The following is a 24,959-nucleotide window of genomic DNA, read 5'->3' as shown; positions in this document are numbered from 1 at the left end:
GGCGCCTCAGGTGGAGGGCGACGGGGAGGGCCGCAGCCCCTCGGCCAGGGCCACCAGCGCCACCCCCAGCAGGTACAGGGCTGTGATCGCCCCGGTGAGCAACAACATCGTGATCGGATCGGTGGAGGGCGTCAGCACCGCCCCGGCCAGGGCCGCCGCCAGCACCACCCAGCGCCAGGCGCCCAGCATGGTGCGCCAGTCGATCAGCCCCAGGGCGCCCAGCAGCAGCTGCAGCACCGGCAGCTGGAAGGCCAGGGCCGTGGCCACCATCAACAGCAGCACGAAGTCGAGGTAGCGCTCGATCGACCAGATCGGCTCGACCACGTCGGCGCCGTAGGACACCAGGAAGCGCAGGGCGGCCGGCACCAGGGCCCACCAGGCGAAGGCCAGACCGGCGGCGAACAGCACCGTGGAGCCGGCGACGGCGGGGGCCACCAACCGCCTCTCCCGCCGGCTCAACCCCGGCAGCACGAAGGCCAGGATCTCGAAGAGCACGTAGGGCAGGGCCAGGGTGAGCCCCGCGTAGCCGGCCACCTTCAATGACACGAACAGGAATTCGCCGGGGGCCAGCTGCAGGAAGCGGATGCCTTCGGCCGGCACCTCCAGCAACTTCACCAAGGGCCGCACGCCCACCAGGCAGACGGCGGCACCGACCACCACCGCCAGCAGGCTGCGCAGCACCCGCCGGCGGAGCTCCTCCAGGTGCTCCACCAGGCTCATCTGCACCTCGCCGGGGAAATTGTCCTCGGGGATGGAGTCGCTCATGGCCGTTCCGTTCCCGGCAGCCTAGGGGGCTCCACCAGGAGTCCAGCGGCCCGCTCGGGCACCGCCCACAGCACGTCGCCGCCGCGGTGGCGCACCGTTCCGGGGCCGGCGCCGGCGATGCGTTGCAGATCCCCGGTCGGCACCATCACCACCGCCACCCGGCCATTGGCCCGGCCCCGGCTGAAGTGGGCCGCCAGGTCGGCCGCCTCCCGCAGGTCCTCGTCGCTGGGGGTGCCCTCTGAGCCCTTGAGCACCACATGGCTGCCCGGGCATTCCTGGGCATGGAACCAGAGATCGCCGCGCCGGGCTTGCTGCAGGCTGATCCACTCGTTCTGACGGTGGTTGCGGCCCACCTGCAACCGCAGGCCACCGCTGCTGCGCAGCTCCAGGGGGCTCGGAGCGCTGCCGGCCGGACCGCGCCGCGTGCGCCGGGAGGGGCCCGGTCCCTTGCCGTCGCGGGAGGGGAGCAGGGCCGGCAGGTCCTCCTCGACGGCGGCGAGCTGCGCCTCGTTTTCCGCCTGCTCGACAAAGGTGAGGCTGGTGTCAATGGCGGCCAGCCGCTGCTGATGCAGCTCCAGCCGGGGGGTGATCGCCGCCACGGAACGGCGCAGCTTGCGGGCCTGGCGGTAGAGGCGCTGGGCTTCGTCGATCGCGTCCCGGGAGGGCGCCGGCAGGCTCAGCAGGCCATCGGCCCGGCGCTGCATCGCCTCGCTGCCGGGCACCGCCGCCAGCAGGGCCTGCTGCTGGTCGGCGTTGCGACGCTCCCGGACGGCGGCGTTCTGGAGGCGCTGCCGCAGGCTCGCCCGCCGTTGCTCCAGCTCCCGACGCCCCAGCCGGTCGGCGTAGTAGCCCGCCAATCCCCGGTTGATCGCCCAGGCGGCCGGCACGCTGGCCGCTGCCCCGGGGTCCCAGCAGCGGTAGTCACTGGGGCCGCCCCAGCCCAGGGCGAAGCCCTCCTGGTCCACCGTTTCCAGCCAGAGGCGCCAGCGCTGCCACAGCCCCTGCCACTGCTCCGCCTGCAGGGTCTGCACCGCCAGCGGCAGCCAGGGGCCCGCCAGCTGGCGGGCCAGGGCCGGGCCGACCCCCTGGTAGGCGCCCATCAGCGCCTGGCCGACCGTCTGGGGCAGCAGGGCGAGGCGCCGCTGCCAGGAAGCGAAGTCCTCCTGGAGCCGGGGAGGTTCGCCGGCCATGGGCGGCGGCGGCCCATAGGCATCCCCAGTGCCGATCGGCCGCAGGCGCGACCGGTCCTGGCGGACCTGGCGGGCCAGGGTGATCACCCGCCCGTCCCCATCCAGCAGGAACAGGTTGCTGTGGCGCCCCATCACCTCCAGCACCAGCTGCCTGGCGATCGGCTCACCGGGCCTGGGGGCGAAGCCCAGGGTCACCACCCGCTCCCAGCCCAGCTGCTCCAGGCTCACCAGAGCCAGACCCCGCAGGCCGTGTTGGAGCTGCTGGGCCAGGGTGCTGCCATCCCCCAGCCGCAGTGGCGGGTCGATGGCCAGCAGGCGTGGGGCCTCCGCCAGCCAGCTGAGTTCCAGCCAGAGGGTTCCCTGCAGGCTGCGCAGGCCGAGCTGCAGCCGATGGGCGTCGGGCTGCTGGGCCTTCTCGAAGCGACTGGGCAGCAGGCCGCGGCGCATCTCGACCAGCACGGCGCGCAGGCTGGTCACATCCATGGCCTGGATGGGCGGGGATGGGGCCATCGCCTCCACTGTCGCTTCCGTGCGGTCCACCCCTACTGTGCGCCCCAGCGCCAGCGATCCATGTCCTCCCCCCCCTGCCCCGGTCGGCTCACGGTGATCACCGGCCCCAGCGGGGTGGGCAAGGGGACCCTGGTGGCCAGGCTGCTGCAGCGCCATCCCGGGATCTGGCTGTCGGTGTCGGCCACCACCCGATCGCCCCGCGCCGGGGAGATCGGCGGCCAGCACTATTTTTTCCTGACACGGCCCGACTTCGAGCAGCGGGTGTCCACGGGGGGCTTCCTGGAATGGGCCGCCTTCGCGGGGCACCTGTACGGCACCCCCAGGGACCCAGTGGAGGAGCATCTTGCCCAGGGCCGGCCGGTGCTGCTGGAGATCGAGCTGGAGGGGGCCCGCCAGGTGCGGCGCACCTTCCCGGCGGCCTATCAGCTGCTCATCAAGCCACCCAGCTTCGAGGAACTGGAGCGCCGCATCCGCGGCCGCGGCACCGACGCGCAGGAGGCGATCCAGAAGCGCCTGGCCCGGGCCCGGGTGGAACTGGAGGCCGAGGCCGAGTTCGATGCGGTGCTGGTCAACGGTGATCTGGAGGCGGCGGTGGCCGAACTGGAGCGTCTCCTGGGCCTCGACGCCGGGGCGACCCCGCTGCCCTGAACGGCCATGAAAAAGGCGACCCGTGGGTCGCCCTGGCGGTCTGGCTTTGAACCCCGCTTCAGAGCGGGTGGAAGAGCAGATCGGGGAAGAACCGGTTGAACTCGATCATGATCCCGGCGGTGATGCCGAACCAGATGGCGGCGAACACCGGAGCGGTGGTGAGGAACTTCTTCATGGAAGGGCGGTGCGGAAGGGGGATGACCAGCGGCCCTTGGGACGCTGGGGGCAGAACGGAACGAACGGCTTGGCGGGGGAATCAGGGACGCCCTCAGCGGGGGGAGACCGTCACCTTGCTGTCGTCCTCGAGCAGCTTGCCGCCGGTGAGTTCCTTGAACGCCGCCAGGGGCCAGGTGGCGGAGGCCAGGGTGCTCTTGAAGGCCAGGGCCAGATCGATCTGGATCTCCTTCATGTTGGCGTCCTTGTTGCCACGGATGGCCTGCAGGTAGACCCGACCGGCCCAGCCGATGCAGCCGGCGATGTAGAGGAAAGCGATGCCGGGGATCGTGAAGTCACCGGCGTGATTCCAGCGGCCGTCGACGATCAGGTGGGGCAGGCCATCGGTGCCGCAGAGGGCTTGGCCATACATGGCGAAACGGGCCTTGGCCTGATCGGTCTTGGCTCCGGCGGCGCGCTGCTGGAACCGGGGAGTCTCGCTGCAGAGGGTGAGTCCGCCGATGTCGGCCTGGGCCGAAGGGGCGAAGCCGAAGAGCAGAAACGCCGAGGCGAGCAGGGCGAAAAGCCTGCTGGCGAACGGACGGCTGGAAAGAAGACGGCGCATGGAGAGGGGCCGCGGTGGAACTGCCGCGGGGCAGGATGGCTCGTGCGGACAGTAGGGGAGCTCTTCAGGGCGCATGAGCACGGTTCTGGCCCTCGAAACAAGTTGTGACGAGTCGGCGGCGGCGATCGTGTCCGGACGGCGGGTGCTGGCGGGGGCCGTCGCCTCCCAGATGGAGGAGCACGCCCGCTGGGGCGGGGTGGTGCCGGAGATCGCCTCCCGTCGCCATGTGGAGGCGTTGCCGGGCCTGATCGCCCAGGTGCTGGAGGAGAGCGGTCTGGCCATGGCTGACCTCGATGCCATCGCCGCCACGGTCGCCCCCGGCCTGGCGGGGGCCCTGCTGGTGGGGTCGGTGACAGCTCGAACATTGGCTCGACTGCATGGCAAGCCGTTCCTGGGTGTGCACCACCTGGAGGGCCATCTCTGCTCGGTGCACCTGGGTGAGCCGCTGCCGGAGGGGCCCTACCTGGTGCTGCTGGTGAGTGGTGGCCACACCGAGCTGGTCAAGGTGGAGGCTCCGGGGAGCTACGCCCGCCTTGGCCGCAGCCGCGACGATGCCGCCGGAGAATGCTTCGACAAGGTGGCCCGGCTGCTCGGGCTCGGCTATCCGGGTGGGCCGGCGATCGAGGCGGTGGCCGAGGACGGGGATCCAGGCCGCTTCCGCTTTCCCAAGGGGAGAGTTTCCCTCCCCCAGGGGGGCTACCACCCCTACGACTTCAGCTTCAGCGGCCTCAAGACGGCGGTGCTCCGCCAGGTGCAGACCCTCAGCCGCGACGGCGGCAGCCTGCCGGTGGCTGACCTGGCGGCGAGTTTCGAGCAGGTGGTGGCCGAGGTGCTCGTGGAGCGCAGCTGCCGCTGCGCCGTCGAGGCGGGGCTGAAGACCGTGGTGCTGGTGGGGGGCGTGGCCGCCAACCGACGGCTGCGCCGCCTCATGGCCGCGGCCACCGCCGCCCGTGGCCTCTGCTGGCGCGTTGCGCCCCTGGCTTACTGCACCGATAACGCCGCCATGGTGGGCCTGGCCGCGATCGAGCGCCTCGATGCGGGGGGGCGCAGCGGGATCGCCCTGGGGGTGGCGGCCCGTCTGCCCCTGGAGCAGGCCGGCACGCTCTATGCGCCACAACCTCCCTTTTGATGCCCTTAATGTGGGTAGATCGCTTTAAGGTCTGGCCCCATGGCCCCCGCGAATCCCCTGCCCATCGAGCAGATTGATCCATCGCTCAGCGACACGGAGCCTGTGTCCCAGCAGGAACTCAACTCCTGGCGTCGCGGTTTCACCCCCCAGGCCGAGATCTGGAATGGCCGCTTGGCCATGCTCGGACTTTCGGTCGGTCTTGGCGTTCTGCTGCTGGTCCGGTTAGCCGGGGGCTGAGGGATCAGGTCCGTCCCCGCAGGGTCTGGGCCAGTTCGTCGGGCTTGAGGCTGGCGGCGAGGGCCTCTTCGGGATGCACCTTCCCGGCTGAAACCAGATTGGCCAGGTATTGGTTGGAGGTGATCATGCCGTCAAAACCACTGCGGGCCATGATGGCTTCAACCTCGTCAAGATTGGCGCGCATGATGTAGTCCTTGCAGGCGTCGGTGTTGATGAAGACATCGTGATACGAGGCCCGCTTCCCATCCACGGTCTTGATCAGGCCCTGGGAGATCACCCCCAGCAGCGAATCAGCCACGGAGCGCCGAATGATCTGCTGTTCATCGGGGGGGTACATCCCCAGCATGCGCTCCACGGAGCGCACCGCCGAATTGGTGTGCAGGGTCCCCAGCAGCAGGTGCCCGGTCTGGGACGCTTCGATCGCGGTGGTAAGGGTGTCCTGATCGCGGATCTCCCCCACCAGGATCACGTCGGGATCTTCCCTCAGGGCGGCCCTCAGGGCGGTCTTGAAGTGTTTCGTGTGGGTGCCCAGTTCTCTCTGGCGGATCAGGGACTGGCGACTCTGATGCACGAACTCCACTGGATCCTCAATGGTGAGGATGTGGCGCTTCATCGTGCGATTGATGTGGTCAATCACCGCAGCCAGGGTGGTGCTCTTGCCCGAGCCGGTGGGTCCGGTGACCAGCAGCATTCCCTTGGGCCGTTGGGCCAGATCCTTCAGCACCTGCGGCAGGCTGAGCTCGTCGATGGTGGGAATGGACTGGGGAATCAACCGCAGCACCATCGCTGGACCCTGCAGCGACTCCAGCAGGTTGATCCTCACCCGCACGAAGCTGAAGGCGAACGATCCGTCATGCTCCTTTTGCTGGACGAAGTGGTCGATCTGGGAGGGTTCCAAGATCTCCCGCAGCCAGTCTCGGAATGTGCCGGCATCGGTGACACCCAAGCCGGCCAGAATCATGTCGCCGCGATGGCGAAATCTGGGTTGTTCACCAACGCCGAGGTGAACATCGGAGAAATTGCGCTCGAAGGCCACCCGAACGATCTGCTCCAGCGTCGTCGGAGATCCCCCATCCGCGGCCATCGGCGGGGCCTGAGCCGACCGCGCTCCTACCCCTTCCACCGGCGGAGGTGGTGGTGGTGCCTGGGCGTGTGACGTGGAAGAACTCTGCAAAACGGATGGTTGATCCAGTTGAAGGGCTCGGTTCTGAACAGAAATTCTAGGTGCGGATTCGCCGCTGTAAACATCAGCGTGAAGTGATGGCCTCCGGCCTGGGGGAGGGTCGATCGGGGGCTCCCTAGGATCGCCGGACCCGCTTCGGCCCGTGTCCCCACAGCCCCTGGTCAGCATCGTTCTGGGCACGCGCCCGGAGGCCATCAAGCTGGCGCCGGTGATCCTGGCTTTTCAGCGGGCCGAGGAGTTCCGCACCCGGGTGGTGCTCACGGGGCAGCACCGCGAGATGGTCACCCAGGTGATGCGCCTGTTCGGCCTCAGCGCCGACCATGACCTGGCCCTGATGGCTCCCAAGCAGACCCTCACCCATGTCACCTGTGCGGCATTGCAGGGCCTGAAGGAGGAGTTTGAGGCGCATCGCCCGGATCTGGTCCTGGTGCAGGGCGACACCACCACGGCCTTCGCCAGTGCCCTGGCCGCCTTCTACGAGCAGATTCCCGTCGGCCATGTGGAGGCCGGTCTGCGCACCAACGACCTGCTCGATCCGTTTCCGGAGGAGGCCAACCGGCGTCTGATCTCGCAGCTGGCCCGGCTCCACTTCGCCCCCACGCCCCAGTCGGCGGCGAACCTGACGGCCTCAGGGGTGGTGGGCGAGATCCTCACCACCGGCAACACGGTGATCGATGCCCTGCTGTTGATGGCCCGCACCGCTCCCGAATGGGACCTGCCCGGGCTCGACTGGCAAAACCAGCGGGTGCTGCTGGCTACGGTGCATCGCCGCGAGAACTGGGGCGAGCGGCTGCTTGAGATCGGCCAGGGCTTCCTGGCTTTGCTGGAGCGCTTCCCTGACACGGCCCTGCTGCTGCCGCTGCATCGCAACCCCACGGTGCGTGAGCCCCTGCAGGCCCTGCTCGGCTCCCATCCCCGCGCCTTCCTCACCGAACCCCTCGATTACGACCGGCTGGTGGCGGCGATGCGCGGCTGCACCCTGTTGCTGACTGATTCCGGTGGTCTGCAGGAGGAGGCGCCTGCCCTGGGCAAGCCCGTGCTGGTGCTGCGCCGCACCACCGAACGGCCCGAGGCGGTGACGGCCGGTACGGCGAAGCTGATCGGCACCGACAGCGCGGTGATCCTGGCGGAGGCCAGTCGCCTTCTGGACGACCAGGAGGCTTATCAGGCCATGGCCCACGCCCACAATCCCTTCGGCGATGGCGCGGCCAGCGGTCGGATTGTGGAGGCGGCTCGCCGCTACCTGGGGGTCGCCGCCGCTTAAGGACGCTTCTTCGCCCAGGGGGGTAGGTCAATGAACACCCTGGTGCCGCTCTCCAGGCCCGTGAGGATCTGGGTGTCCTTGCCACTGCTGGAGCCCAGCTCCACCGGCTGGAAGGTGGGTTCCTGACCCTTGCCCACCAGCAGCACCCCGGGGCGGCCGTCCTCGGTGACGATCGCGACGGTGGGCACCACGGTCCTGGCCTGGAGGGTGCCGGTCTGGAAGTCGATGTCGGCGGTCATGCCGATGCGCAGTTCCGGGGCCGGATCGACCAGCTGGAGCTTCACCTCGAAGGACGTGACGTTGTTGGTCTTCACCGCCCGGGGGGCGATCTGGCGCACCCGGGCCTGGAAACGACGGTCCGGGAAGGCATCGACCCGCACGTTGGCGGGCAGCCCCACCTTCAGCCGGCCGATGTCGCTTTCGGGCACCTTGGCGACCACCTCCAGGCCCTCGGACAGCTCCACGATCGAGGAGCTGGTGGCACCGGCGGTGGCGGACGCGGTGGTGGTGGGGGTGACGAAGGCGCCGGGCTCGGCGTAACGCTGGCTGATCACCCCGTCGAACGGGGCCCGCACGGTCAGCTCGCTTTTCTCCACCTGCCGTTGTTTGAGACGTTGCTGGGCCGCAGAGGTGGCCAGCCGTCGGACTTCCGCGTCGGCCCGAAAGCGGTTCAGGTCGTTGAGGCTGATCGCCCCCTGGCGGAACAGGGGTTCGTTGCGGCGCAGCTCGCTGTCGCTGCGGCGTTGCTCCGCCTGCGCCGAGAGCACGTTGGCCTGCAGTTCGGTCAACCGGTCGCGCAGGTCGCCGTCATCCATCAGGGCCAGGGGTTGGCCCTTGCGTACCGTGTCGCCCTCGTCGACCAGCAGCTCCAGCAGGATGCCCTGCCGTTTGGGGCTGACGTTCACCCGCTGGACGGCATCCAGTTCACCGCTGGCGGTGATCACCCCGGGCAGGGATCCCTCGCGGGCGACCACGGTGAAGGGGGCCAGATCGCGCCCGGTCTGCAGCCGTTGCCGCTGCCAGAGTCCGGCTGAGGCGAGCAGGGCCAACCCCACCACCAGGCCGATCCAGAGGCGGCGACGGGGGCGGCGCTTCGTCGCCACCGGGACGTTGGGCAACGCAGGGCTCCGGGTGGGAGCTGGAGCCGGCGGTAGGGGGGTAAGGGCGGGAATGGGCCGGCGGTTCGCTGCGATCAGTGTCGCTCGCCTGGGCCGCTGTTGTGGACGGGGGGAGACCGAAAGGGCCCTGGCACGGTGACCCCTAGATTTCACCCATGCTCAAAGCCGGAATCGTCGGGCTGCCCAACGTGGGCAAGTCGACCCTCTTCAACGCCCTGGTGGCCAACGCCCAGGCCCAGGCGGCCAACTTCCCGTTCTGCACCATCGAACCCAATGTGGGGGTGGTGGCCGTTCCCGATGAGCGCCTGCAGAAGCTCTCCGATCTCTCCCGATCCAAGGAGATTGTGCCGACGCGGGTTGAATTTGTGGACATCGCCGGGCTGGTGCAGGGCGCGAGCCAGGGGGAGGGGCTGGGCAACAAATTCCTGGCCAACATCCGCGAGGTGGATGCGATCGTCCACGTGGTGCGCTGCTTCGACGACGACGACGTGATCCACGTCTCCGGCAGCGTCGATCCGGAGCGGGATGCCGAGATCATCAACCTGGAACTGGGGCTGGCGGATCTGGCCCAGATCGAAAAGCGGCGCGACCGGCTCAAGAAACAGACACGCACCAGCAAGGAGGCCGCCGCCGAAGACGTGGCCCTGGCCAGGCTTCAGGCCGAGCTGGAGCAGGGCGGAGCCGCTCGACGGGTGTCCCTGAGCGAGGAGGAGCAGGCCCTGGTGCGCAACCTCGGCCTGCTCACCGCCAAGCCGATCATCTACGCCACCAATGTGAGCGAGGACGACCTCGCCAGCGGCAACGCCTGGGTGAGCGCCGTGGAGGCGCTGGCCACCCGGGAGGGGGCTGAAGCCGTGCGCATCTCCGCCCAGGTGGAGGCCGAACTGGTCGACCTGGCCGCCGAGGAGCGCTCCGACTACCTGGCCGGGCTGGGGGTGAGCGAAGGCGGTCTGCAGAGCCTGATCCGCGCCACCTACCGCCTGCTGGGTCTGCGCACCTACTTCACCACCGGCGAGAAGGAGACACGCGCCTGGACGATCACCGCCGGCATGACCGCCCCCCAGGCCGCCGGTGTGATCCATACCGATTTCGAACGGGGCTTCATCCGTGCCCAGACCATCGCCTACGGCCAGCTGCTGGAGGCCGGCACCCTGGCCGAGGCCCGCAACCGGGGCTGGCTGCGCAGCGAGGGCAAGGAGTACGTGGTGGCTGAGGGGGATGTGATGGAGTTCCTGTTCAACGTCTGAGCGGACCGCCCGTGGCCACACCCGTCGGTTTCATCGGCCTGGGGGCTATGGGAGCTCCAATGGCGGCCAATCTGCTGGCAAAGGGCTTTGCGCTCACGGTCCACAACCGCCACCGGGAGCGGGAAATGGCTCTTGCTGCCGCCGGGGCCCGGCGGGCCGCCACCCCGGCGCAGGCGGCGCAGGCTGCCGCTGTGCTGGCGCTGTGCCTGAGCGATGACACAGCCGTGGCCGAGGTGCTGCTGGGGCGTGGGGCTGACAGCGTTAACGCCGCCCTGGCGGGCCTGGTGCCCGGCTCCCTGGTGGTTGATTTCTCCACCATCGCGCCGGCGACCTCCCGTGCCGTGGCCGCCGCCCTGGCCGAGCGCGGCGTGGCCTATCTCGATGCGCCGGTGACCGGTGGCACCGAGGGGGCCCGGGCCGGCACCCTTTCGGTGCTGGTGGGTGGAGAGGCCGCCGACCTGGAGCGGGTCCGTCCGGTGCTGGAGGCGGTGGGCCGAACGATCACCCACCTCGGCCCGGTGGGGGCCGGCCAGGAGGCCAAGGCCGTCAACCAGGTGCTGGTGGCGGGCTGCTACGCGGCGGTGGCGGAGGCCCTGGCCCTGGGGCAGCGTCTGGGGCTGCCGATGCAGGCGGTGCGTCTGGCGCTGGTGGATGGAGCCGCCGGCTCCTGGGCCCTGGAGCACCGCGGTGGTTCGATGCTGCGGGGCGAATTCCCGCTCGGCTTCCGGCTGCGCCTGCACCGCAAGGATCTGGCGATCGCCCTGGAGGCCGCCGCCGCCGCTGGCCTGGAGCTGCCGCTGGCCCGCCAGGTGGCGGCGATGGAGGACGACCTGATCGCGGCCGGTCACGGCGACGAGGATGTGTCGGCCCTGGCCCGCTGGTTCATGGAGTCGTTTTGATCCGTGCTTCAGCCGCTTGTCAGGGCAGGGCTGGCTGCATGCTCACCTTTTGATTATCCTTCAACCCAAAGGAGAGGGTGAAGCGACATGAGAATTGCCTGCGTAATGATGCAAAAGGATGAGACGATCCTGCTTGATCCTTGGTATTCTTATCATGCTAATCTGTTGGGCCCTGAGAATTTATTCATCTTCGATAATGGATCGAAGTCTACTTCTGTCATCCAGTCACTTCAGCGTGCAGGGAGTAACGGTGCTACTGTCATATGGGAGTATTCAACTCGACATGAATACCGCGAGCGTGGATCGATGATCGCCAACTTCATTCAGCGGTTGGATCACTCCAATCCCTTTGATTTTTATTTTTTATTAGATTGCGACGAGTTTCTGGCTTGTCAGACGAATTCGGGAATATCCTGTCAGAGGCGTGATATTGAAAGGGTCCTCCAGCCGTGCATAGGGAGCAGAGATGTGCTTCTCATTCGGCACAAGTTCTGGCATAATCCTTGCAGAATGCATCTTTACTCCATTACGAATTCCAGCCCAAAATGTTTTTTTGCTCAAGGCGCTTGCGATTCTCTGGACCATGGTTATCACCACGCCAAATCGCGCCTTGGGTCAGGCGAAACGATCACCAACATCATCTATTTCGAGTTTCATTACAAGCCCTACAGGCTGCACAGAATCAGCAGTAGGCAGCACCTTTCGTGTGTGGTGACTGATTTCTCCAGGAGATCGTTGCAGGCCTACCAGAAAAAGCAGGATTTCAATCATCATTGTGCTGAAGACCTGCTCGAAGGCAAGTTCGATTACGTTCGACGATTTCTTGACCCTCAAGGCTGGGAGAGAGCGCCGGCTCTATTGGCTGAATTCAACAGAATCGGCATCTCCTATGCAAGCTTGTATGAGCCTAAGTCACTTTTGCCCCAGCCTTTGCAGCTCTCCCTGCTGCGGATAAGGCAGTCCGTCATGCATCGCGTCGATGAGCTCAATGACCTGCTCTATCGCGGTGCTCGGTTGATCTTCCGGAAGACCTCTTGGTTGATGCAGAGATCGCTGCAGCCGCTGTTGAGGATGACACGCTTCGGCGGATGAAGGATTGGCTCTCGACCTGGCCACTGAAGTGCCTATCTTTAGTCTGCTGACAAGGGAGTTTTCTTGCCCAGGTCCCGCTCCCAATGAACGTACACCGATAACGCGCTGCGATGCCTGATTCCCACTCCCGGCCTGCGATCGAACTGATTGGGCTGCGCAAACGCTTTCAGGAAGGCGACACGGAGCGCACGGTTCTTGAGTCCGTCGACCTTGTCATCGCCCCCGGTCAGTTCGTTGTTCTGCTGGGCCAGAGCGGCAGCGGTAAGAGCACCCTGCTGCATCTGATCGGTGGCATCGACACCCCCTCCTCCGGCAGCGTCTGCATCGGCGGGGTGGACCTCACGGCCCTCGACGAGCGACGCCGCACCCTGTTTCGCCGCGATCGCATCGGCTTCATCTTCCAGTTCTTCAACCTGATTCCCACCCTGTCGGTGCTGGAGAACGTCACCCTGCCCAGCGAGCTGGCGGGTTTGCCCCGCCCGGCCCTGGAGCAGGCGGCCCTCGATCTGCTCGGCCAGGTGGGGCTGGCGGACCGGGCCGACACCATGCCGGATCGGCTCTCCGGGGGTCAGCAGCAGCGCGTGGCCATCGCCCGCGCCCTGCTGCACCAGCCCCTGCTGATCCTGGCCGACGAGCCCACCGGCAACCTCGATGAACACACCGGCGAACAGGTGCTGCGGCTGTTGATCGCCCTCACCCGCCAGCAGGGCCGCACCCTGATCATGGCCACCCATAACGCGGCCATCGCGGCGCAGGCCGACCGGGTGCTGCGGGTGCAGGAGGGCCATCTGCTGGAGGCCGGACCGGCGCCTGCGCCGGTGACGGCGTGAGCGAAGCAAGTCCCCTGCCCGTGGTCCGCAACGGCCCCCTCTGGCGCCTGGCGGCCCGTCGCTGGCGCCGCCGTCCCTTGCAGTACCTGCTCTGCATCCTGGGCATCGCCCTGGGGGTGGCGATGCTGGTGTCGATCGATCTGGCCAGTGGCTCGGCCCAGCGGGCCTTCTCCCTCTCCACCGACGCCATCACCGGCCGCACCACCCATCGGCTGGTGGCGATCGGGCCCGGCGGCGTCCCCGACACCACCTTCGTGGAGCTGCGCCGCCGCTTCCCCGAGATCCCAGCCGCCCCGGTGATCGAGACCTACGGCCGGGCCGAGGAACTGGACGGTGAACTGCTGCGGGTCGTCGGCGTCGATCTGTTCAGCGAAGCGCCTTTCCGCGGCCTGCTGGGGGGCGATGGCGGTGGTGAAAGGGGAGGTGGCAAGGGTTTCGTGCCCTTCCTCACCGAACCCGGCACGGCCGTGATCGCCACCGAGACCGCCGAGCGCTACGGCCTCCATCCCGGCGCCGCCGACGGCTCCGGCACGTTGCATCTCGATCTGGCCGGGCGCACCTCGGAGCTGCAGCTGGTGGGCAGCGTCAGCAGTGAGGCGGCCCTGGAGCGCCGCGGCCTTGAAACGCTGCTGCTGGTTGACATCGCCACCGCCCAGGACCTGCTCGACCCCACCGGTGCCCAGGCGGTGCCGGCGGTGGCTCACATCGATCTGATCCTGGAGAGCCCCGCCCAGGAGGCGGCCCTCAGCGACTGGCTGCCCAGGGGGCTGAAGCTGGAGACGGCGGCAGCGCGCGGCAACGCCGTGCAGCAGATGACGGCCGCCTTCGAGCTCAACCTCACCGCCATGAGCCTGCTGGCGATGGTGGTGGGCATCTTTCTCATCTACAACACGGTCACGTTCAGCGTCGTGCAGCGCCGCGGCCTGTTCGGGGTGCTGCGCTGCCTGGGGGTGACCCGGGGCCAGCTGTTTACCCTGATCCTGGGCGAGGCGGCCCTGTTCAGCCTGGTGGGGTCTCTGCTGGGCCTGGTGCTGGGGGTGGTGCTGGGGCGCACCGTCGTGGGTCTGATCACCCAGACGATCAATGACTTCTATTTCGTGGTCTCGGTGCGACAGATCAGCCTGTCAGGGTTCACCCTGGCCAAGGGGATGCTGGTGGGGGTGGCCTCAGCGCTGCTGGCCTCAGCCCTGCCCGCCTGGGAGGCGATGGCCACACCGCCGCAGATGACCCTGCAGCGCTCCAGCCTGGAGGCTGGCTGGCGGCTGCTGCTGCCCTGGTTCCTGCTGGCGGCCCTCTTCAGCGGCAGCCTCGGGGTGCTGTTGCTCCGCTGGGACAGCAGCGGCCTGGTGCCCGCCTTCGCAGGAGTGTTTGCCCTGCTGATGGGTGCGGCCCTGCTGATGCCGCCGGTGCTGGTGGTCGCGATGGAGGTTCTGGGCTGGGCCAGCCGGGGCCTGGGGGTGGTGGCCCGCCTGGCCCCCCGCGACATCCTGCGCTCCCTCAGCCGCACCGCGGTGGCCGTGGCGGCCCTGATGGTGGCGGTGTCGGTGATCGTGGGCCTCTCGATCATGATCGGCTCCTTCCGGGGCACGGTGGTCACCTGGCTCGACCAGACCCTCCAGGCCGATCTGTTCGTCTCCCCCCCCAGCACCACGGCCAACCGGGTGCTGGGCAAGGTGGATCCCGCCATTGTCTCGGCCATCGCCGAGCGCCCCGACCTGCGGGCCATGGTCACCTACAACAACTTCGATGTGCGCCTGGTCGACCAGGACCGGGACATCACCCTGATCGCTGCTGGGGGCGATGTGTCCGCCGGCCGCCGCCCCTACGCCTGGATCCGCCCTGGCCTCGATGACCCCTTCGCCGCCCTGGAGGCCCGCGAGGGGGTGATCCTCTCCGAGGCCGTCTACCTGCGCGATGGCCAGAACGCCATCCCCGAGCAGGTCAGGCTTGAAACCCCCGAGGGCGAGAGGAGCTTCCCGGTGATCGCCGTTTTTTACGACTATTCCTCCGATCGCGGCAGCGTGCTGATGGACCGCGCCCAGGTGGCGGAGCTCTGGCACGACGACAGCGTCGCCTCCCTCGGCCTGTTCCTGGCCCCCGGCGCCGATGCCGATGCGGTGGCCGCCGAGCTGCGCCAGGGCTTCGGCTCCCGCCAGACCCTGCTGGTGCAGACCAACGGCTCCCTGCGCCAGGGCTCGCTGGAGATCTTCGATCGCACCTTCGCCATCACCGGCGCGCTGCAGTTGCTGACGGTGCTGGTGGCCTTCATCGGCATCTTCAGCACCTTGATGAGCCTGCAGCTGGAGCGGGGCCGGGAGTTCGCCGTGCTGCGGGCCACCGGCATGACACCCCGCCAGCTGGGGCGCCTCACCCTGCTGGAGACGGGTCTGATGGGCCTGCTGGCCGGGGCCTGCTCGATGCCCCTGGGCTTCGTGCTGGCCTGGGTGCTGGTGCATGTGATCAACGTGCGCTCCTTCGGCTGGACCCTGCAGATCGCCCTGGAGCCGCGCTTCTTCCTCCAGTCGCTGCTGATTGCGGTGGGGGCCGCCGTGCTGGCGGGCCTCTATCCCGCCCAGCGGCTCTCGCGGATGAACATCAGCGAGGCGCTGCGGCAGGAATGAAACACCGCCATCCCCTGCCCGCCCTGCTGGCCCTGGTGGCTGTGCTGCTGCTCAGCCTGGCCGGCCCCAGCCCAGCCGGAGCCAGCAGCCGCATCCAGTGGGGGGAGGCGCCGGCGCCCCAGGGCTTCGCCCGGGCCCTCACCCCTCGCCAGTGGCGCTTTCCCGCCGATTTCGGCGCCCATCCCGACCACCAGACCGAGTGGTGGTACTACACGGGCAACCTGGAAACCGCTGAGGGACGGCCCTTCGGCTACCAGTTCACGATCTTCCGCCAGGCCCTGGTGCCCGAGACGTCCTCGGCGCAGGCTTCCGGGGGCGGTGGGTCGGCCTGGCGCACCCCCCAGGTGTATTCGGCCCATTTCACGGTCAGCGACATCGCGGCCGACACCTTCCGGCAGGAGGAGCGCTTCGCCCGCGGCGCCCTCGGCCTGGCCGGGGCCGAGGCCGATCCCTACGCGGTCTGGCTCAACGACTGGCGCATCAGCGCCGAGGGGCCCGACCAGGTGCGGCTGCGGGCCGCCACCGGCGCCATGGCCATTGACCTGACCCTGCGCCAGAGCCGGCCCCCGGTGCTCCAGGGGCAGGACGGCCTCAGCCGCAAGGGGCCCGAACCAGGCAACGCCTCGCACTACTACTCCCTCGTGCAGCAGCCCACCGAGGGCACGGTCACGGTGGCAGGCCAAACCCATGCCGTGCACGGTGTCAGCTGGAAGGACCATGAGTTCTCCACCAGCGTCCTCAGCCCGGGCACCGTCGGCTGGGACTGGTTCTCGGCCCAGTTCAACGACGGCTCCGCCCTGATGCTCTACGGCCTGCGCCGGGAGGACGGCGGCAAAGAACCGTTCAGCGGTGGCCGCTGGATCGATGGCGACGACGAGGTGGAACTGGGCGCCGAGGACTACGACCTCATGGTCACGGCCACCTGGCGCAGCCCCCACAGCGGCGCCCGCTACCCCGCCGCCTGGAGGCTCACCATTCCACGGCTGGACCTGGAGCTGGTGATCACGCCGCAGATGGCGGATCAGGAGCTGAGCACGGCGTCGGCCACCTATTGGGAGGGAGCTCTGCGCTATGGGGGCCATCGCGGTGAGCAGGAGCTCCGGGGCCGGGGCTACGGCGAACTCACCGGTTACGCCGACCGCCTCGACAGCCTGCGGGGTGGGTGATCGGCGAGGATGGATCCAACAGGAGCGCAGGGCCATGGCAGCAACGGAGCACCCCAACACCCCGTCTCCCCTGCCGGATACCGCGGGTGAGACTTCCGAGCATCCCCATAACTTCGAGGCCCAGAAGGAGATCCATCGCCGCATCCGCAATGATCCGGACTACGACGACTGGGAGTACGGCACCGAGCCCCTGCCCCATGAGGCCTGGGTTGAGAAGCAGGCGGCGGCGTCAGCCGAACGTCCTGCGGGGGCCTAGGCCCCGCACCAGCAGCAGACCCCCCAGGCAGGCCAGGGCCATCAGCAGCCACAGGCCGGTGCCATGGCCCTGGCCATCCAGCAACCGGCCGGCGAGCAGGGGAGCCCCGAAGCCGCTGATGGCGAAACACTGGGAGAGCAGGGCCATGCCCAGTCCCTGGTGCTCGAGCGGGCAACGCTCCACCACCGCTTCGGTGGCGGTGGGCAGGAAGGCGGTCACCCCGAGGGCCAGCGGCAGCTGGGCCAGCAGCAGCAGAGCCAGGCCCCGTTCGCTGAGCGCGGAGGCCGCCAGCAGCAGGTTGCCGGCGGCAAAACTGAGCAGGCTGAGGTTCAGGCCCGTCGTCACCGGCCGCCGGGCCAGGGCCTGACCCACCGGCCACTGGAGCAGCAGCACCAGGCCCAGCTGCAGGCCGATGGTGAGGGCGCCGAGGCTCACCGGCAGGGCACGGCGCTGCAGGCTGCCCCGCACCAGCTCCAGCGGCAGGGCGCTCTGCATCAGGGCCGGCATCGCCGTGGCCAGCACCGCAATGGCCAGCAGCGGCAGCAGGCCAGGGATCCACTGGCCCCAGGGGCTGGGGTGGGCCAGGGCCTCCCTGGGCCTGGGATCCGGCAGGCCCTGGCGCCGCAGCACCAGCAGCAACAGGAGCATGCAGCCGATGTCCACGACATAGATGCCCCGCAACCATCCCCGAGCGGCGAGCACGGCCCCCACCAGCGCCCCGATGGCGATGCCGAGGGCATCGGCGCTGCGGGTCAGGGCAAAGGCCCGCCCCGAACTCACCGGCGCGCAGCTGAGCGGCACCGCCAACTCCACCGCGGGCCAGTAGAACCCCATGGCCATGCCGAGCAGCACCTGCCCCTGCAGGTAGCCAGCGAAGGACCCGGTGCCCATCAGTCGGGCGTCGCCGGCGATGGCCATCAGCGCCGCCAGCAGCACCGGCACCGAACAGTTGAGGCCCCGATCCAGCAGCACACCACTCAGCATCCGGCCCAGGGTGCCCGCCACCGCGGCGAGGGCCAGCCCCTCGGTGACCCTCCCGGCGCTGAACTGCGCCTGGTGGAACACCATCGGCGTCAGATACAGCACGCCACCGGCTCCCAGCATGGCGATCGTGCGGATCAGGGCCACGTCGCGCAGGGCTGCTGGAAACTGGGTGAACCAGGACCGCGCCCTGGCCCTTCCCTGTGCCTGTCTCACACCGCCGTCGCCAACTCAAGGGCCTGCTGGCCAGTCTGCTGATCGCGGTGCCCGGCCTGGCGCCCGTGGCCGGTGCCGCGGAGGTGCTGGAGCTGCGCTTCGATGGCCTGGAGCTGCCGGTGAACCTGGAGCAGCTCGATGGCTGGTCCAGGAGCCCCGGCGGGCGGTCCGGCGGCGGCGGCGATCTGGCGGTCTGGCTGGATCTGCTCGATCCCCGCAGTCGTCAGGACCTGAAGATCCTGCTGCGCGCCCCCCTGCTGCGGGACACCAGCTTCGGCCAGCAGCTGCTCGACAGCTGGACCGGCAGCCAGATGCTGGCCCGCCTGGGCGACCTGCTGACCACCTCCGAGGGCCGCAGCACCACGGCGGTGCTGCAGACCACCCTGCGGCGGATGCTGGAGACGCGTCAGGACGTCTCCAGCATCGGCCTGTTGCGGGCCCTGCCGGTGCAGCGGCTGAGCCTCCAGCTCGATGGCCTCTACGACCTGGCCCTGCAGTGGCGCCAGCAGATCGACCTGCAGCGCCAGGCCCTGCGGCGCCTCCAGGCCCTGGCGCTGCCGGAGCGCCGCACCGTTCCCTTCGCCTTTGGTGAACACGCCTCCCTGAGGGCCCGCCGGCAGGGGTTGGTGGTGGCGCACCGCCCCCAGCCCCTGCCCCTGGAGATCTGGCCGGCGCTGGCCCCGGCGGATCGGCCCTGGTTGCTGATGATGCCCGGCTTGGGGGGCAATGCCGACCAGTTCGGCTGGCTGGCCAGTGAGCTGGCCGAACGGGGCTGGCCGACGGTGGTGATTCAGCACCCCGGCAGTGATGGCCCTGCCCTCAAGGCCGCCCTCGACGGCCAGCGGCCCCCGCCGGGAGCCGAGACCCTGGCCATCCGGCTGGCCGACATCACCGCGGTGCTGGCGGCCCAGCGGCGCGGTGATCTGCCGGTGCAGGGCAAGGGCGTGGTGCTCCTTGGCCATTCGATGGGGGGCCTCTCCGCCCTGCTGGCGGCTGGCGTGGTGCCGGAACCCGGCCTAAGGGAGCGTTGCCGCAAGGCCCTCGACCGCCTGCCGATCGCCAATCCCTCCCGGCTGCTGCAGTGCCAGTTGTCCAGCACGGAACTGCCGGAGCGCTCCGCCCCTCCCGCCGACCTGCGGGGGCTGGTGCTGCTCAACGGCTTCGGCAGCCTGCTCTGGCCCCGTCGGGGCCTGGCCTCGCTCGGGGTGCCGGTTCTGATGGTGGGGGGCAGCCTCGATCTGGTCACGCCGCCCCTGGAGGAGCAGCTGCGCCTGTTTTTGCAGGGGCGGGATCCCCGCAGTCGCCTGGTGATGGTGGAAGGCGGCAGCCATTTCTCGCCCGTGCGGCTGATGTCCACCGACGAGGTGCTCTTCCGCCTCGATGAGGAGCTGGTGGGGGTGGATCCGGTCCGGGTGCAATCGGCGCTGCTGCGTCTCACCACCGAGTACCTCCACACCCTGGAGCAGCCCCTGCTGCTGCCTGCCCAGCGGCGGGTGCAGCAAGGGGTCACCCTCGACGTGCTCGATGCCGCCGCTGCCCGGCGCTGGAAAGCCGGCCTGAAGCCTTGATTCCGTGGCGCAGTGCCGTCTTGGACTCAAAAGCGGATGCGGGGATCCAGCAGGGCCACCACCAGGTCGACAAGCACAGACACCAGCACCACCAGGGCTGCCACCACCACCACGATCCCCTGCACCAGGGGGTAATCGCGTTGGGCGATCGCTTCCTGCAGGCGGAAGGCGATGCCGGGCCAGGAAAACGTGACCTCGATCAGCAGGGCACCGCCGATCAGGGAGGCCACCGTGATGCCGGTGATCGTGAGCACCGGCAGCAGGGCGTTGGGCAGGGCGTGGTGCAGCACCACGCGTCGTTCACTGAGGCCGCGGCTGCGGGCGGCCTCCACGTAGTCGGAGCCGAGGGCACGGCGCAGGTTGAGCCGCAGGGCATTGGTGAAGATGCCGCTGAGCAGCAGGCCCAGGGTGGCCGCCGGCAGCACGAGGTGGCGCAGGCTGCCGCCCAGCTGCTGCCAGTCGCCGGCCCTGAGGCTGTCGAGCAGGTAGAAGCCCGTGCCCTGCGGCGGCATCAGGGTGGCGGGGAAGCGCCCCCCCACCGGCAGCCAGCCCAGCCAGACGGCGAACACCAGCTGCACCACCATCGCCGCCCAGAAGGGGGGCAGGGCGTAGGTGCCGATGCCATAGAGGCGGCCGGCCAGATCGAGGCGCCCCTCGGGGCGGCCGATGCCGCTGAAGCCCACCGCCAGCCCCACCATGGCGGCCAGCAACAGTGCCACCACCCCCAGCTCCAGGCTGGCCGGCAGGCTGTCCTGGATGAGGCGGGTCACCGGTTCGCCGTTGGTGAGTGACTGGCCCAGGTCGCCCTGCAGCAGGTGACCCAGGAAGCGGCCGTACTGCTCGGACAAGGGGCGATCCAGGCCGAGCTGGGCCCGCAGGGCGGCGCGGGCCGCCTCCGGAGCGCGGGTGCCCAGCAGGGCATCGATCGGATCACCGGGGGCCACCCGCAGCAGCAGGAACACCAGCGAGGCGATCAGCCAGAGCATCAACGGCGCCAGGGCCAGCCGGGAGGCCAGGTAGCGCGCCAGGTCGGAACGGCGACTCATGGCCGTCGGGCTCCGGAGGCGGCGGGCAGCCGGCGCAGCTCGCCGAGCATCACCCGCCCGGATCCATCGAAGCGGGGCTGGCTGACACCCAGACCGCCCCAGGCCGCCTGGGCGCTGAGCCAGACCGGCAGATAGGGGTTGGCGGCGGCGACACGGCGCTGGATGGCCACCAGCAACGCGGTCCGATCGGAGCCATCCACCTGGCTGCTGCGCTGCAGCTCCGCCTCCAGCCCCGGCGCCGTCCAGAAGCTGCCGCCCTGCACGCTGTTGCCCTTGAGGCAACGGTCCCCCTCGGCCTTGCTGCAGGACAGCAATGGCATGAGGAAGTTTTCCGCATCGGGATAGTCGCCGACCCAGTCGTAGAAGAGCATCGTCAGGGCGCCTTTGTCGAGCTGGGAGTAGGCGGTGGTGGCCTCCATGCCGGTCACCTCCAGGGTCACGCAATCGCCCAGGTCGCGGCGCAGCTGGGCCTGCCAGGTGAGGGCAAACAGACGGTCGGTGGGGATGTCGGAGCGGTAGGTGAGCGGCAGGGTGAGCACCTTCCCCTGGCAATAGCCCGCCTGGCGGTAGAGGACGCGGGCCCCGGCGGGGTCATAGGGCGGCCAGGCGCTGGGATCGGAGCCCAGCAGGTCCGGGGGGATCAGCTGCCGCTGGGGGGAGCGCAGCCCCAGGGTCACCCGCCGGACGATGGTGGCCCGATCCAGGCTGCGGGCCACGGCTTGACGCAGGACGGTGCGGTTGAGCGGCGGCTGGTCGCTCAGCAGCGACACCAGGGCGATCCCCTGGGCTGGACCGATGGCCTCCCGCAGGCGACCAGCGGCGGCGTCCCGGTGCAGGGCCTGCTGATGGTCGATCTCCAGACCGCTGTTGAGCAGCAGGTCGACCTCGCCGCTGCGCAGGGCCCCGAACAGGGCGGTGGAGTTGCTCAGGGTCACCAGGTCGATGCCCGCGTTGGCCGGACGCCGTCCCCAGTAGCGGGGCCAGGGCGTGAGGCGCTGCTGCTGGCCTCCGAAGAAGGCCAGGGCGTAGGGGCCGGTGCCGACGAAGCGGTCGTTGAGGGGCTTGTCGCGATGCCGCTGGTAGGCGGTGGGGGACACCGGGGTTAGGACGATGGCGCTGAGCAGCCGCGGCAAAGGGGTGAAGGGGCGCTTCAGCACCAGCTCGATCTCGTAGGGAGCGATGACCTGCACGCTCTCGACCCGTTCGCTCAGTTGGTAGCCGAGGGTGCCGATCGCCATGAAGCGCCGCAGCGAGAACGCCATGGCGGCGGCATCGAAGCGGGTGCCGTCATGGAAGAGCACCCCCTGGCGCAGGGGGATCCGGGCCCGCCGTCCGTCGCCGCTCAGCACCGGCAGGGCCGTGGCCAGCCGCGGCTCGAGGCGCCCGTTGCCGTCGATGGCATAGAGGGGGTCGCCGAGGCCACTGAGCACCTGCATCACGCCGATGCGGGAGGCCTGCACAGGATCGAGGGAATCGATGCGGCTCTTGGTGGCCACGATCAGGGACTGGCCCGACCGCGTCGGCTGACAGGCCGCCAGCAGTGGCAGGGCCAGCAGCAGGCTGGCGAGCCTGGTCGCCATGGGGGCCGGCCTGCGTGCTGTTCTTCCCCTGGTCGTCGGCAAGACCTTGCGATCCGGTGGGGCCCATTCAAGCGGCCTGCCTGCGGGGGGCTGGCTGGTGGTGGTCAGGGGGCGCGACGGTTCAGCTCCGGCTCAGAGGGTCCGCAGGCAGGCGGCCACCCTCTCCACCCCCTCAAGGGCTTCGATCGCGGCCAGGGCCTCGCGGAATCGGTCCTCCCTCACCTCGTGGGTGATGACGACGATCTCCGCCTCCCCCTCCCTGGCCTCCAGCTGCACGATCGACTGGATCGACACCTGGGCGTTGCCGAAGCAAGTGCCGAGGCTGCCGATCACGCCGGCCTCGTCGCGGGTACTGAGGCGGACGTAGTTGCGGTGCCGGCTCAGGGAGCCGTCGACCAGGGTGCAGTGGCGCCAGCTGCTGGCGGCCAGCAGGGGATCCAGGCCGGCCTGGGGACCGCCCACCTGGCGGATCCCGGCGATGTTGAGGATGTCGGCCACCACCGCCGAGGCGGTGGGACCGGCCCCGGCGCCGGGGCCGAAGAACATCACCTGCCCGACTGGATCGCCTTCCACCAGGATGGCGTTGTTGACGCCGTGGACCCCCGCCAGGGGGTGGTGCTTCGGCAGCAGGGTGGGATGCACGCGCACGTCGAGGCAAACGCCGTCCGGTGGCCCGGCTTGGGCGTCGTCCTGGACCCGTTCGGCCACCGCCAGCAGCTTCACCACGAAGCCGAGCTGGGCGGCATAGGCCACATCGCGGGCCTCCAGCCGGTCGATGCCTTCGGTGGCGATGCCCGCCCGCTCCACCGGCCCTCCGTAGGCCAGCCCGGCCAGGATGGCGATCTTGTCGGCCGCATCTCCCCCCTGCACATCGGCGGCGGGATCGGCCTCGGCATAGCCCAGCCGCTGGGCATCGGCCAGCACCTCGGCGTAGGCGGCCCCCTCGTCGGCCATGCGGCTGAGGATGTAGTTGGTGGTGCCGTTGATGATGCCGCTGACCCGCTGGATGCGATTGCCGCCCAGGGACTGCTTGATCGGCTCGATGATCGGGATGCCGCCACCCACGGCGGCCTCGATCAGCACGTAAACGCCCTGCCTGGCGGCGGCGGCGGCGATCTCCTGGCCGTAGCGGGCGATCACCGCCTTGTTGGCCGTGACCACGGGCTTGCCGGCGGCGATGGCGCGCAGGATCAGGCTGCGGGCCGGCTCCAGGCCCCCCATCACCTCCACGACGATGTCCACCTTCGGATCGTCGATGACCGCCCCAGGGTCGGTGGTGAGGCGCTCCGGCGGCAGGGTCAGCGGGCGGGGGCGGTGGAGGTCGCGCACGGCCACCCTTTCGAGCACCAGGTCGCCGACCAGGGGATGCCGGCCCTGGGGACTGGCCAGGATCGCCGCCACGCCGCTCCCCACCGTGCCCAGCCCGAGCAAGCCGATGCCGATGGTCATGGGCTGCAACCCCACAAACCACCATCCTAGAAATCAACCGGCCTGCAGCTGCCTGGCCTGGGCCTGCATGGTGCGCAGGATGTTGAGAAAACCGTTGGCCCGCGAGGGCGTCAGGCTGGCCTGCAGGCCCGTCGCGGCGATGAAGGCGGGGTCGAGAGCGGTGGCCTGCTCCGGGGTCATGCCCTCCAGCCCCTCGATCAGCAGGGCCAGCAACCCCTTGGTGATCTGGGCATCGGAATCGCCGCGCCAGTGGAGCTTTCCCTGCTCCAGGTGGCCCACCACGTACACCTGGGAGACGCACCCCTTGACCTTGAAGGCGTCCAGGCGCAGGTCGTCGGGGAAGGGTTCCAGCTTCTTGGCCAGCCACAGCACGTATTCGTAACGGCGGCGCGGGTCGCTGCTGCTCCCCAGCCGTTCGACGATCCGGTCGAGAGCGGGACTGCCGGTGGCCATGGACGACAAGGAGGGGACTAGGACGGACGGCGCGGCCTCAGCATCCCGGCCAGTCCGGCCACGGCGAGCACGCCGAGGGGAGGCAGGAAGGCCCAACCCTCCGCTTGAGCGTAGGGATGGGATCGGCTCACCCGTGCGGGCAACGAAGGGGTCGCCGTGGCCTCGGGCAGTTCGAGGTAGTCGCGGTGGCCGGGGCCCGCATCCACTTGCACTTCCCACTGGCGGCTGGCCTGGGGCGGCAGGGTGAAGACGATCGTTCCAGCGGCGTCGGTGCGCCCCAGCTCAATCGGGCTGCCCCCATCGAGGGGGACCAGGCGGACGGCGGCATCGCCGGCCGGCTCGCCGCTGGAGAACTGACTCTCCAGGCGCAGGGAGTCGGTGAGGCTGGTGAGCCGCTCCAGGCTGCTCTCGATGGCATGGGCCCTCACCTGGGCGGGGGCCAGCCCAAGACCGACGAGGCCAACCAGCCCGGAAAAGAGAAGGGGCTTCATCCGTGAATCAGGTGGATTTCCAGCGACTATCGCTGCTTTTGCCCGCCTGAACCATCCTCGCGACCGAGCTGACCATCATCGAGAGGGCGTCGCTGGAGGCGCCACGGGTCTGAAACTCGGAGGTCATCACCCGCTCGGCGGCCGTCATGGGACGGTTCTGGAGCGACGAGAGGATCAAATCCAAGGACGGCACGGATGCACTGCGCCGATCCTGGCAAACCAATCGGCCATTGGCTCGAGAG

25 protein-coding genes are annotated in these 24,959 nt (G+C 69.3%); 12 read left to right on the top strand and 13 right to left on the bottom strand.

The genetic code is table 11. The features are described from left to right. Nucleotides 1–6: 6 nt before the first annotated feature. Together tatC and KBZ33_RS04110 are read right to left on the bottom strand one after the other, a co-directional pair. Entirely contained in the window at nucleotides 7–765 is a 759-nt protein-coding gene (tatC, locus tag KBZ33_RS04115) for a twin-arginine translocase subunit TatC (RefSeq protein ID WP_254951034.1), read from the bottom strand. Then, nucleotides 762–2,465, bottom strand: a complete 1,704-nt coding sequence (locus KBZ33_RS04110; protein ID WP_254951035.1) for an NFACT family protein — start codon at nucleotides 2,463–2,465, stop codon at nucleotides 762–764. Before KBZ33_RS04110 ends, tatC begins: the two co-directional genes overlap by 4 nt. 60 nt (nucleotides 2,466–2,525) lie before the next feature. Here KBZ33_RS04110 and gmk point away from each other — a divergent pair, with 60 nt between their 5' ends. After that, nucleotides 2,526–3,113 (top strand): guanylate kinase, encoded by a 588-nt coding sequence (gmk, locus tag KBZ33_RS04105; RefSeq protein WP_254951036.1) that lies wholly within the window; start codon nucleotides 2,526–2,528, stop codon nucleotides 3,111–3,113. A gap of 58 nt (nucleotides 3,114–3,171) precedes the next feature. Here the strand turns inward: gmk and psaJ are convergent, their stop codons facing one another. Next, a complete protein-coding gene (gene psaJ, locus KBZ33_RS04100) occupies nucleotides 3,172–3,288 on the bottom strand; it encodes a photosystem I reaction center subunit IX (RefSeq protein WP_035834007.1) in 117 nt (38 codons plus the stop codon). A gap of 93 nt (nucleotides 3,289–3,381) precedes the next feature. Beyond that, nucleotides 3,382–3,891 (bottom strand): Photosystem I reaction center subunit III, encoded by a 510-nt coding sequence (locus tag KBZ33_RS04095; RefSeq protein WP_254951038.1) that lies wholly within the window; start codon nucleotides 3,889–3,891, stop codon nucleotides 3,382–3,384. Nucleotides 3,892–3,964: 73 nt separating this feature from the next. Between KBZ33_RS04095 and tsaD the strand changes: the two genes are divergently transcribed. Next, a complete protein-coding gene (gene tsaD, locus KBZ33_RS04090) occupies nucleotides 3,965–5,020 on the top strand; it encodes a tRNA (adenosine(37)-N6)-threonylcarbamoyltransferase complex transferase subunit TsaD (RefSeq protein ID WP_254951039.1) in 1,056 nt (351 codons plus the stop codon). Between the two features lie 39 nt (nucleotides 5,021–5,059). Then, complete coding sequence (locus tag KBZ33_RS04085) at nucleotides 5,060–5,257, top strand: high light inducible protein (protein ID WP_254951041.1); 198 nt, start codon at nucleotides 5,060–5,062, stop codon at nucleotides 5,255–5,257. Nucleotides 5,258–5,261: 4 nt separating this feature from the next. Here the strand turns inward: KBZ33_RS04085 and KBZ33_RS04080 are convergent, their stop codons facing one another. After that, nucleotides 5,262–6,341, bottom strand: coding sequence for a type IV pilus twitching motility protein PilT (locus tag KBZ33_RS04080; RefSeq protein WP_254951043.1), 1,080 nt, complete (start codon nucleotides 6,339–6,341; stop codon nucleotides 5,262–5,264). A gap of 241 nt (nucleotides 6,342–6,582) precedes the next feature. Here KBZ33_RS04080 and wecB point away from each other — a divergent pair, with 241 nt between their 5' ends. Continuing rightward, complete coding sequence (gene wecB, locus KBZ33_RS04075) at nucleotides 6,583–7,704, top strand: non-hydrolyzing UDP-N-acetylglucosamine 2-epimerase (protein WP_254951044.1); 1,122 nt, start codon at nucleotides 6,583–6,585, stop codon at nucleotides 7,702–7,704. Here wecB and KBZ33_RS04070 read toward each other — a convergent pair. Next, entirely contained in the window at nucleotides 7,701–8,822 is a 1,122-nt protein-coding gene (locus tag KBZ33_RS04070) for an efflux RND transporter periplasmic adaptor subunit (RefSeq protein ID WP_254951046.1), read from the bottom strand. The genes wecB and KBZ33_RS04070 overlap by 4 nt on opposite strands. Before the next feature lie 155 nt (nucleotides 8,823–8,977). Between KBZ33_RS04070 and ychF the strand changes: the two genes are divergently transcribed. The 7 genes from ychF to KBZ33_RS04035 all read left to right on the top strand — a co-directional run bounded on the left by ychF (nucleotide 8,978) and on the right by KBZ33_RS04035 (nucleotide 16,933). Further along, nucleotides 8,978–10,069 carry a redox-regulated ATPase YchF gene (ychF, locus tag KBZ33_RS04065; RefSeq protein WP_254951048.1) on the top strand — a complete coding sequence of 364 codons (1,092 nt, stop codon included), beginning with the start codon at nucleotides 8,978–8,980 and terminating at the stop codon, nucleotides 10,067–10,069. 11 nt (nucleotides 10,070–10,080) lie between these two features. Further along, entirely contained in the window at nucleotides 10,081–10,968 is an 888-nt protein-coding gene (locus tag KBZ33_RS04060; protein ID WP_254951050.1) for an NAD(P)-dependent oxidoreductase, read from the top strand. Nucleotides 10,969–11,055: 87 nt separating this feature from the next. Then, nucleotides 11,056–12,060: a glycosyltransferase family 2 protein gene (locus tag KBZ33_RS04055; RefSeq protein WP_255011553.1), complete on the top strand. Its 1,005-nt coding sequence runs from the start codon at nucleotides 11,056–11,058 to the stop codon at nucleotides 12,058–12,060. A 110-nt stretch (nucleotides 12,061–12,170) separates the two neighbouring features. Continuing rightward, a complete protein-coding gene (locus KBZ33_RS04050; protein WP_254951052.1) occupies nucleotides 12,171–12,890 on the top strand; it encodes an ABC transporter ATP-binding protein in 720 nt (239 codons plus the stop codon). Then, nucleotides 12,887–15,511 (top strand): FtsX-like permease family protein, encoded by a 2,625-nt coding sequence (locus KBZ33_RS04045; RefSeq protein ID WP_254951053.1) that lies wholly within the window; start codon nucleotides 12,887–12,889, stop codon nucleotides 15,509–15,511. The genes KBZ33_RS04050 and KBZ33_RS04045 overlap by 4 nt, the downstream gene beginning before the upstream one ends. Then, nucleotides 15,508–16,677, top strand: coding sequence for a lipocalin-like domain-containing protein (locus KBZ33_RS04040; protein WP_254951055.1), 1,170 nt, complete (start codon nucleotides 15,508–15,510; stop codon nucleotides 16,675–16,677). The genes KBZ33_RS04045 and KBZ33_RS04040 overlap by 4 nt, the downstream gene beginning before the upstream one ends. A 34-nt stretch (nucleotides 16,678–16,711) precedes the next feature. Further along, nucleotides 16,712–16,933, top strand: a complete 222-nt coding sequence (locus KBZ33_RS04035; RefSeq protein ID WP_254951057.1) for a hypothetical protein — start codon at nucleotides 16,712–16,714, stop codon at nucleotides 16,931–16,933. On the opposite strand, the gene KBZ33_RS04030 is transcribed toward KBZ33_RS04035, so the two are convergent. Beyond that, a complete protein-coding gene (locus KBZ33_RS04030) occupies nucleotides 16,907–18,061 on the bottom strand; it encodes an MFS transporter (RefSeq protein ID WP_254951059.1) in 1,155 nt (384 codons plus the stop codon). The two genes, KBZ33_RS04035 and KBZ33_RS04030, sit on opposite strands and share 27 nt — an antisense overlap. 56 nt (nucleotides 18,062–18,117) lie before the next feature. On the opposite strand from KBZ33_RS04030, the gene KBZ33_RS04025 reads away from it, so the two are divergent. After that, complete coding sequence (locus tag KBZ33_RS04025) at nucleotides 18,118–19,698, top strand: alpha/beta hydrolase (protein WP_254951061.1); 1,581 nt, start codon at nucleotides 18,118–18,120, stop codon at nucleotides 19,696–19,698. Nucleotides 19,699–19,724: 26 nt separating this feature from the next. Here KBZ33_RS04025 and KBZ33_RS04020 read toward each other — a convergent pair whose 3' ends face one another. The 6 genes from KBZ33_RS04020 to KBZ33_RS03995 form a co-directional block, all read right to left on the bottom strand. Then, nucleotides 19,725–20,744 (bottom strand): ABC transporter permease, encoded by a 1,020-nt coding sequence (locus KBZ33_RS04020; protein WP_254951062.1) that lies wholly within the window; start codon nucleotides 20,742–20,744, stop codon nucleotides 19,725–19,727. Then, a complete protein-coding gene (locus KBZ33_RS04015) occupies nucleotides 20,741–22,324 on the bottom strand; it encodes an ABC transporter substrate-binding protein (RefSeq protein ID WP_254951064.1) in 1,584 nt (527 codons plus the stop codon). Before KBZ33_RS04015 ends, KBZ33_RS04020 begins: the two co-directional genes overlap by 4 nt. Nucleotides 22,325–22,456: 132 nt before the next feature. Beyond that, nucleotides 22,457–23,773, bottom strand: coding sequence for a homoserine dehydrogenase (locus KBZ33_RS04010; RefSeq protein WP_254951066.1), 1,317 nt, complete (start codon nucleotides 23,771–23,773; stop codon nucleotides 22,457–22,459). A gap of 33 nt (nucleotides 23,774–23,806) precedes the next feature. Then, the gene (locus tag KBZ33_RS04005) at nucleotides 23,807–24,226 is read right to left on the bottom strand and encodes a SufE family protein (RefSeq protein ID WP_254951068.1); all 420 of its coding nucleotides are present in this window, start codon (nucleotides 24,224–24,226) and stop codon (nucleotides 23,807–23,809) included. A 17-nt stretch (nucleotides 24,227–24,243) separates the two neighbouring features. After that, nucleotides 24,244–24,717 (bottom strand): hypothetical protein, encoded by a 474-nt coding sequence (locus tag KBZ33_RS04000; protein WP_254951070.1) that lies wholly within the window; start codon nucleotides 24,715–24,717, stop codon nucleotides 24,244–24,246. A 7-nt stretch (nucleotides 24,718–24,724) separates the two neighbouring features. Then, nucleotides 24,725–24,910: a hypothetical protein gene (locus KBZ33_RS03995; protein ID WP_255011551.1), complete on the bottom strand. Its 186-nt coding sequence runs from the start codon at nucleotides 24,908–24,910 to the stop codon at nucleotides 24,725–24,727. Between the last annotated feature and the right edge of the window lie 49 nt (nucleotides 24,911–24,959).

The organism is Cyanobium sp. Cruz-8D1 (assembly GCF_024345975.1).
Lineage (GTDB): Bacteria > Cyanobacteriota > Cyanobacteriia > PCC-6307 > Cyanobiaceae > Cyanobium.
The sequence above is the reverse complement of the archived record's forward strand: the minus strand, read 5'-3'. Positions and strand labels throughout refer to the sequence as shown.

Coding starts and splice junctions, on each gene's coding strand:
- tatC (WP_254951034.1), bottom strand. CDS start 765: ATGAGCGACTCCATCCCCGAGGACAATTTCCCCGGCGAGGTGCAGATG.
- KBZ33_RS04110 (WP_254951035.1), bottom strand. CDS start 2,465: ATGGCCCCATCCCCGCCCATCCAGGCCATGGATGTGACCAGCCTGCGC.
- gmk (WP_254951036.1), top strand. CDS start 2,526: ATGTCCTCCCCCCCCTGCCCCGGTCGGCTCACGGTGATCACCGGCCCC.
- psaJ (WP_035834007.1), bottom strand. CDS start 3,288: ATGAAGAAGTTCCTCACCACCGCTCCGGTGTTCGCCGCCATCTGGTTC.
- KBZ33_RS04095 (WP_254951038.1), bottom strand. CDS start 3,891: ATGCGCCGTCTTCTTTCCAGCCGTCCGTTCGCCAGCAGGCTTTTCGCC.
- tsaD (WP_254951039.1), top strand. CDS start 3,965: ATGAGCACGGTTCTGGCCCTCGAAACAAGTTGTGACGAGTCGGCGGCG.
- KBZ33_RS04085 (WP_254951041.1), top strand. CDS start 5,060: ATGGCCCCCGCGAATCCCCTGCCCATCGAGCAGATTGATCCATCGCTC.
- KBZ33_RS04080 (WP_254951043.1), bottom strand. CDS start 6,341: ATGGCCGCGGATGGGGGATCTCCGACGACGCTGGAGCAGATCGTTCGG.
- ychF (WP_254951048.1), top strand. CDS start 8,978: ATGCTCAAAGCCGGAATCGTCGGGCTGCCCAACGTGGGCAAGTCGACC.
- KBZ33_RS04055 (WP_255011553.1), top strand. CDS start 11,056: ATGAGAATTGCCTGCGTAATGATGCAAAAGGATGAGACGATCCTGCTT.
- KBZ33_RS04050 (WP_254951052.1), top strand. CDS start 12,171: ATGCCTGATTCCCACTCCCGGCCTGCGATCGAACTGATTGGGCTGCGC.
- KBZ33_RS04040 (WP_254951055.1), top strand. CDS start 15,508: ATGAAACACCGCCATCCCCTGCCCGCCCTGCTGGCCCTGGTGGCTGTG.
- KBZ33_RS04035 (WP_254951057.1), top strand. CDS start 16,712: ATGGCAGCAACGGAGCACCCCAACACCCCGTCTCCCCTGCCGGATACC.
- KBZ33_RS04020 (WP_254951062.1), bottom strand. CDS start 20,744: ATGAGTCGCCGTTCCGACCTGGCGCGCTACCTGGCCTCCCGGCTGGCC.
- KBZ33_RS04015 (WP_254951064.1), bottom strand. CDS start 22,324: ATGGCGACCAGGCTCGCCAGCCTGCTGCTGGCCCTGCCACTGCTGGCG.
- KBZ33_RS04010 (WP_254951066.1), bottom strand. CDS start 23,773: ATGACCATCGGCATCGGCTTGCTCGGGCTGGGCACGGTGGGGAGCGGC.
- KBZ33_RS04005 (WP_254951068.1), bottom strand. CDS start 24,226: ATGGCCACCGGCAGTCCCGCTCTCGACCGGATCGTCGAACGGCTGGGG.
- KBZ33_RS04000 (WP_254951070.1), bottom strand. CDS start 24,717: ATGAAGCCCCTTCTCTTTTCCGGGCTGGTTGGCCTCGTCGGTCTTGGG.